This is a genomic window from Mycobacterium sp. E342, assembly GCF_001667665.1.
Classification (GTDB): domain Bacteria; phylum Actinomycetota; class Actinomycetes; order Mycobacteriales; family Mycobacteriaceae; genus Mycobacterium.
Genome location: NZ_LZJM01000150.1, coordinates 99265 through 106721 on the forward strand (window position 1 = coordinate 99265; position 7457 = coordinate 106721).

Sequence of the window (7457 nt, forward strand, 5' to 3'; positions counted from 1 at the left end):
GGCGTTTGCGTGTCCGAACGGTTCGCAAGCGCCCGGCCGCTTCCTACATTGGCAGTCAAGAACTTGCCGTTGATGGAGGTATGCACGTGGGCGGGCCGCTCGAAGGGTTCAGGGTCATCGACTGCTCACGGGGGCTTGCGGGACCCCGCGCTACCGGCCTGCTCGCCGACTACGGCGCCGAGGTTTGGTGGGTCGAGCCGCCGGGCGGCGATCCGTTCCGACGCGCACTTGCGACGGAGTACGCCGTCTTCAACCGAGGTAAGCGCAGCGTTCAGCTGGACCTGAAAACGGTCGAGGGCCGCGAGGGGTTGTCCCGGCTGCTGACATCCGCCGACATCTTCCTCACCAGCTGGCGCCCCGGGGTCGCCGAACGGCTCGGGGTCGACTGGGCCACGCTGCACGAGGGGCATCCGCGGCTGGTCTACGCATCGATATCGGGCTTCGGCGAGGACGGCACGCTCGCCGAGGTGCCCGGCCACGAAGCCGTCGTCCAGTCGTATGTCGGGGTCACCGCCGAGCAGGTCGGCGCGCGACCCGCACCGATTTATGAAGGCCTGCCGTTTGCGAGTATCGGCGCCGCATATCTCGCCGTCATCGGTTCGCTCGCGGCGCTCTACCGCCGCGCCGAGGACAATCGCGGCAGGCTGGTGCAGACGTCGCTCGTCGACGGCGCTCTGAGCTATCTGGGCATGATGTGGGGTGACGCCGACGACGCCAACGCCGCGCCGCCGGTCATGCCGGGCAGTATCCGGTTGATTTCCCGGTCGTTTCGGTGCGCCGATGATGAGTACATCGGCATCCACACCGGCGCCGTCGGTGCTTTCGGCCGCTTGATCCGGGAACTGGGACTCGACGACCGGATTCCGGTTGCCGAGGACGGCTCGGATATGCGCTTCCCGCTCAACGAAGACGAACGCGACATCGTTGCGGCGGAAATTCCGGCACTATTCGAATCCCAGCCGAGGGACGTCTGGCTCAAGCGGCTGCTCGACGCCGACGTAGCCGCCATTCCGGAACTGCATCCGGGGCAGATCTTCGATGAGCCTCAGGTGCGCCACAACGACATGGTCAGCCGCATCGAAGACCCGGTGTTGGGACCGCTCGAACAGGTGGCGCCCGCGATCAGGTTCAGCGGACTTGAGTACCGCCCGACCTTCGGGGCCCCGACGGTCGGGCAGCACGACGACCATTGGCCGGCAGTGCTTTCGAACCACGAAGACACGTCTGGGGAAGAAGGCGACGGTGGCGAGGCGTGCCTGCTGCAAGGTCTGCGCATCCTGGACGCGGGCGCTTACTACGCGGGCCCCTTCAGCTCCCGGCTACTGGCCGACCTCGGCGCGGACGTGATCAAGCTCGAGACCACGCTGGGTGACCAGCTACGCGGAATCCAACGCCCGTTCAGATCCGCTTCAGCGGGTAAGCGCGCGATCTCACTGAACCTCAAGGACCCGGATCTGCAATCTGCGAGGGAAAGCCTGATCAGGTGGGCAGATGTCGTTATGCACAACATGCGTCCCGGTGCCGCGGATCGCGTCGGCCTGGGTTACGGCGATGTGCGGCAACTCAATTCGGACGCGATTTATCTGTACGCGCCTGGATGGGGGAGCACGGGCCCCGACTCGATGCGGCAGTCCTTCGCGCCGCTGATGTCCGGATATGTGGGCATCGGGTACGAGGTGGGCGGTCAATTCAATCCGCCGATGTGGCCCATCGGTAATGAAGATCCCGGCAACGGCCTCACCGGCGCAGTGGGGATCCTCATGGCGCTGCTGCATCAAACCCGTGGTGGGGGCGGCTGTTACGTCGAGAACCCGCAATTGAACGCCACCATGACGCACGCAGCACACATTGTCCGGCGGGCCGACGGAACCGTCCTCGGGGCTGAGCGTCTCGATCCCTTACAGACCGGAATAGGTCCCCTCGACAAGCTTTACGAGACCCGCGGCGGCTGGCTGTGCGTCGTGGCGATCAGCGACGCCGAGATCCGCCTGTTCGAATCGGCTTTGGCGGTCACCATTCTCGACGATCCGCGCTTTGCGACGCCCGAGCTTCGTTCGGAGAACAGCTACGATCTGTCGGACATGCTGTCCGACGTGTTCCTGACGCGCGATAGCGAGGAGTGGCTGCGACTGCTTCGGTCAGCGGGCGTGGCGGCGATGATCCCCAGGGCTGCTACGAATAACGAGGCGTTCCACCGTGATCCGGTCAACCAGGCGATCGGCCGGATTGCGCAGGTGCAGGACCGTAGTGGGCGATTCGTGCGGGAGGCGGCGGTCATGGTGCGGGTGACCGGCGCGATGACGCCACCGCACCGCCTTGCCCCCGAGCTCGGCGCGGACACCGAAGCGGTGCTCCTCGAGCATGGCTACAGCGCGGAGAAGATCGCCGAACTGCGGGGGCGCGGTTCGATCAGGTAGTGCCAATGACCCCGGCGTCGCGCAAGACGCCGATCTCGTTGTCGGTCAACCCGATCTCACCGAGAATCTCTGCGGTCTGCTCACCGAGCGCGGGTGCGTGGTGGCGGATCTCCGTCGAGCGCTTTCCGTTGACCAGCGCGGGCAGTGTGACGTGTGTGAAGGGCCCTGCGACCGGATGTACCGCATCGGTGAATGCTCCTCGGGCGCTCAGTTGCGCATCGCTGCGGAGTTCGTCCTCTTGTAGGGCGGGGCCGATCGCCAGGTCGTGTTCGGCGGCCAGCCGGGTCCACTCGGCCTGGGTACGGCTTTCGATGATCTTTTGAATCTCGCGGCGCAGCGTCTGACTGGGATCGCCGGAGACCGCGAAATCGACGGGACCGCTGTCGGATTCGCTGATGAGGTCGGGGCGTTCGGCGAGCTTGCAGAAGTTCTCCCAGAATTTCGGCTCGATGCAGCAGAACAGGACGTAGCGGTCATCCGAGGTGCGGTAGAACTGATACTTAGCAGAGGACGTACCCGCGGGATCCTGTGGGGCGGGCAGCGAGCGTCGGTCGGCAATCCGTTCGTCGTTGAGGATATATGTCGCGGCGATCCATGCCGAGGAAATGACGGCCTCGGATCCCGAAACGTCGATGTAGCAGCCCTCGCCGCTGCGCTCACGTTGGAACAGCGCCGCGGCGACGTGATAGGCGGCGAACGTAGCACCGGCCGCCGTCCCCTCCCCGCCGGAGGCGATTCCGTTGAAGGACTGCGGGCCTCGGTAGGGATGCACCAGGCCGTCGTCGCCCATCTCCATCGGCGTCCCGCCCGCCGCCGCGTTCATCATCTGGCCGTGGGTGGGAATCGTGGCGTACGGTCCGGTCGCGCCGTATCCGCTGTATTGGCAGTAGACGATCGCGGGGCGGCGGGCCCGTTGCGCCTCGTATCCGACGCCGAGCTTGGTCATGGCATCGGCGGCGTTGCCGTCGACGAAGACGTCGGCGGTCGCCAACAACTTCCAGAACACCTCGCGGCCCGCATCTTTGCGCAGATCGAGCGCCACGCTGCGCTTGTTCTTGTTGATCTGCATGTGGGCGGGGCTGTTGTGCGGTGCGATCTGACCGAGCATGTCGCGCAGATAGTCACCGCGGAAGGGACTTTCGATCTTGATGACGTCGGCGCCGAGGTCGCCGAGGAGGGCGCCGAGCGTGTCGCCATTGAACAGCTGGGCGGATTCGAGCACCCTGACACCGCTGAGCAATCCCATGTCGTGACCCTTCCTGGTCGGTTACAGCACAAACTCGCGGTCGCGCATGTGCTCGGGGATTCGCGGGTCGCGTTCGCGAATTTCGTTCACGGGCAGTCCCACCTCGGATATCACCGACAGGTAGGTGTTCGGCTCGACCCCCCAATTCCACCGGCCAATTTCATCCGCGGACCGGCGACCGGACATCGCCCGCACGAACTCGAAGCGGTCGGCGACCACACACGCGATCGCCCGGCCGTCGCCTGCGATCGTTCCCCATTGTTCGACTGTCACTCGCAGCGGCGGCAGCCCAGCCGCGGCGACCCGGTCCGAGAAGCGGCCCGACAGTTCGTCGAGCGCGACTTTGACGGCAATGTCGTCGCGCGCACCGGGCGCCCCGAGGGCACTGCGCAAGTCGTGCTCGCTCATCACCGCGATGGTGATCAACAACGACGCGAGGCCCGCATCGGTGGCGACAGACGCGTCGAGCGGGGCGGCGGCCTTTTCCCACCCGGCCACGAGTTCGGCGAGCGTCGCGCCGCCGGCGGCACCGGGTGCCGGCAAGGCAACACTTTCCCGTGCGACCCCTGCGGGGTCGTCCCCGGCGAGGCGCGCGGTGTCGATCAAGTGCGCGATGACGTCGCGGACCGCGATTCCGGGCACCGTTGGCACCGGCGTGGACGCCGCAGTATCCGGCAGTGTCCGGACGATTTCGGTGATGCGGTCGCTGGTCGCGCGCCAGATCGCGGAGAGATCCCTCGCACCCGCGGGTGAGGTGTCGGAGCGCATGATCTCGCAGCGTATTGGAGTCGACCGCGGCGTCGGAAGGGCGAGGCAACCGGTTCAAGCGCAAACGGCGTTCCGGGTCAGCGCCCCCCAAATCACCGCGGCGCAGTGCCATCATGTCCGAAGGATGCCGTGGCGTTTTCCGGGACAGAAGAGGTGAGGCCCTGTGTTCACATTGTTCAGCGTCGACGACCACATCGTCGAACCGGCGCACGTGTGGTCCGACCGGGTGCCGTCGAAGTTCAAGGATCGCGCGCCCCACGTCGTCGAGGTCGATGGCCGCCAGATGTGGCAGTGGGAGGGCGGCATGGAAATCACGATGGGGCTCAACGCCGTCGCGGGCAAGCCGCGCGAGGAGTGGGGCATGGAGCCCGCCCGGTTCGAGGACATGATCCCCGGGTGCTACAACCCCGAAGAACGGCGCAAGGATCTGTTATCAAATGGCATCTTCGCGTCGGTCTCGTTCCCGACGCTGCCGGGGTTCGGCGGCCGTAAGTTCGCCACCTTCGAGGACAAGGAACTCGCGCTCGTCTGCGTCCAGGCGTGGAACGACTTCATGCTCGAGGAGTGGTGCGGCGCCGCCCCCGATGTCTTCGTGCCGATGCACATCCTGCCGGTGTGGGACGTCGACCTCGCGGTCAAGGAGCATGAGCGCTGCGTTGGGCTCGGCAGCAAGGCCATCTGCTTCATCGAAGACCCCCAGGTCGTCGGATTGCCCAACTTCCACGCCGGCTACTGGGAGCCTCTGTTCGCCGCCGCGCAGGCCGACGAGACTCCGATCTGTATGCACATCGGGTCGGGCGGTGCTCAGGTGACGTTGGAAGGACTCAACCCGATGACCGAGATCGCCGCGGCCTTCGCCAACGCCGCCCGTTCATCGGTCAACCTGATGGTCAGTCCGTTGCTGCGCAAGTACCCCGACGCCAAAGTTGTTTGGTCCGAAGGGGGTATCGGCTGGATTCCGGCGGCGATCGAGCGTGCGGACCGGCAGTGGGAGCGCCACCAGTACTGGAGCCACCTCCCCGATGCTCACATCAAGCCCTCCGAGGTCGCGGGGCGCAGTATGTACTTCTGCATGATCGAGGAGCCCGTCGGCATCAAATACCGGCACGACTTCCGCGTCGATCGGATCCTGTGGGAGTCGGACTATCCGCACGCCGACACGCCGTTCCCGAAGACCCAGCTATCGGCGAAGCAAGTGTTCGACGGCATCCCCCAGGACGAAATCGACCTGATGACGCACAAGAACGCCGAAAAGCTATTCCGCTTCCCGATCTCGCAGGAATTGGCCGACGCATACGCCGGATCACCCGTCTGACAGATGACCGCCGCCCGGCTCGTCTTAGTTCACGGCGGCGCACATACCGGCCGCTGCTGGCGCGACACCCTGATCGCGATTGCGGCTCTTCGGCCGAACATCGAGAGCGTGGTCGTTGATCTTCCCGGAAGACGGCATGTCCCAGGGGATCTGACTACTCTGACGATCGAGGACTGTGTCAGCTCGGTGGCAGAGCAGATCAGCTCGCGCTGCGACGGAACGGTGGTGCTCGTGGGGCACTCACTGGCCGGTGTAGTCCTGGCCGGTGTGGTGGACCGCCTGGGCGGGGGCCGGGTGCGGCACGTGATCTTCGTAGCGTGCTGTGTGCCGCGCAACGGCGAATGTGTCATTGACTCACTGGCGTTCGGATTCCGGCAGGTCGTGCGGCGGATAGTGAACCGGTCACCGGTGATCCGGTCTCCGCCTTGGCTGGTGCGCCACGTCTTCGCCAATGCGGCCACGCGGGAACAACGCGCGGCGGTCATGGTGAACATCGTGCCGGAAAGCGCGGCACTTGTGACTCAGCCGTCGGTGGTGGCGCTGCCCGAATCGGTGCGCAGGAGCTGGGTACTGACCCGCCGCGACCGCGCGTTGCCGCCAGCCAAGCAACGGAGCTTCATCGGCAACCTCGGCGGTGTCGACGAGGTGGTCGAGGTCGATGCCGGACACGAAGCGATGATCACGCATCCAGCGGAGCTGGCGCATGTCCTTGTGCAACTGGCGTTTTCATCTGCATCAACGGCTACCGAGCATCTACCGGCGGATGGGGAATCGGCGACGTGACAGCCCGTCGATGTCGGCGCTGCGCTACCGACTGCGTTCGTGCACGGCGATGCCCACCTGGGCAACACGTCCCGGGACACCGAAGGCCGCCTCGGCTTCTGTGATATTCAGGCGATGGGCCGAGGGTAATACATCTGGGATGTCACTTACTTCATGACCGGTGCGATGGACCCGGCGGATCGCCTCGCGTCCGAGCGAGATCTGCTGTCGCTGTACCTCGACGAACTACAAAAAAACGGTGCCGACGAGCTTCCCCACCTCGAGGACGCGTTCCTGGCTCATCGGCGCCACCCGTTTCGCCATCGCGATGGAAGAGCTCGACACACTGGAGAGCTCGCCCTAAATCAGATAAATAATTGAGTCAGCTATGGCGTTGCGGTATACGTCACGTTACAGGGTAAGGTTCATATGTGGACGGTGAGAAATGATGACCCAAGCCGCGCGGTATGACCCGCGCGTTTCAGGCCTCTCGCAGGTCGTGAAGAGTTTGGCGGAGCCGCAGAGGGTGTATCACGACAAGGCCGGAAACGTCCGCGCCGAACACATCGACGGGGCGCTGCACCTGTACCGCCACCAGGACATCCTGCGTATCAACCGCCATCCAGCCGTGCTCGGCAACGGCGGCAAGGGCGGCAGCTTCGGGCACGATGCGCGGCTGATCCCGTTGGAGATCGACGGCGAGGACCACAAGAAGTGGCGGCGCCTGCTCGACCCGATGTTCGCGCCGAAGCAAGTTGCGCGCCTGGAGGCGCAGAAAGATCAGGCACGGCAATGGTGTGCAGAAATCCTCGTACAGTTCCGCCTTGCCAGTGGGCGCGAAGCCGTCGATGAGTTCCCGTGCCAGGTCGCGCACCTGCGCCTCCAGGCGCGCAACTTGCTTCGGCGCGAACATCGGGTCGAGCAGGCGCCGCCACTTCTTGTGGTCCTG

The 7457-nt window shown here is 65.3% G+C and carries 6 protein-coding genes and 1 pseudogene; 5 read left to right on the forward strand and 2 right to left on the reverse strand.

Features of this window, described 5'->3' with window-relative positions; genetic code table 11:
- Positions 1-80 precede the first annotated feature (80 nt).
- Complete coding sequence (locus A5692_RS09995) at positions 81-2417, forward strand: CaiB/BaiF CoA-transferase family protein (protein WP_068055105.1); 2337 nt, start codon at positions 81-83, stop codon at positions 2415-2417.
- Here the strand turns inward: A5692_RS09995 and A5692_RS10000 are convergent.
- Positions 2410-3663 (reverse strand): CaiB/BaiF CoA-transferase family protein, encoded by a 1254-nt coding sequence (locus tag A5692_RS10000; RefSeq protein WP_068055109.1) that lies wholly within the window; start codon positions 3661-3663, stop codon positions 2410-2412. The genes A5692_RS09995 and A5692_RS10000 overlap by 8 nt on opposite strands.
- Before the next feature lie 21 nt (positions 3664-3684).
- Positions 3685-4431 carry a maleylpyruvate isomerase N-terminal domain-containing protein gene (locus A5692_RS10005; protein WP_067925894.1) on the reverse strand — a complete coding sequence of 249 codons (747 nt, stop codon included), beginning with the start codon at positions 4429-4431 and terminating at the stop codon, positions 3685-3687.
- 163 nt (positions 4432-4594) lie between these two features.
- Here A5692_RS10005 and A5692_RS10010 point away from each other — a divergent pair, with 163 nt between their 5' ends.
- From A5692_RS10010 to A5692_RS29805, 4 genes and pseudogenes are all read left to right on the forward strand, one after another.
- On the forward strand, positions 4595-5746 hold the full coding sequence (locus A5692_RS10010; protein WP_067925892.1) for an amidohydrolase family protein: 1152 nt from the start codon (positions 4595-4597) through the stop codon (positions 5744-5746).
- 3 nt (positions 5747-5749) lie between these two features.
- Positions 5750-6529: an alpha/beta hydrolase gene (locus A5692_RS10015; RefSeq protein WP_068055111.1), complete on the forward strand. Its 780-nt coding sequence runs from the start codon at positions 5750-5752 to the stop codon at positions 6527-6529.
- A gap of 153 nt (positions 6530-6682) precedes the next feature.
- Positions 6683-6889, forward strand: a complete 207-nt coding sequence (locus A5692_RS29000; protein WP_156766006.1) for a hypothetical protein — start codon at positions 6683-6685, stop codon at positions 6887-6889.
- Between the two features lie 67 nt (positions 6890-6956).
- Positions 6957-7457 (forward strand): annotated as a pseudogene (locus tag A5692_RS29805) (cytochrome P450); the annotation flags it as partial.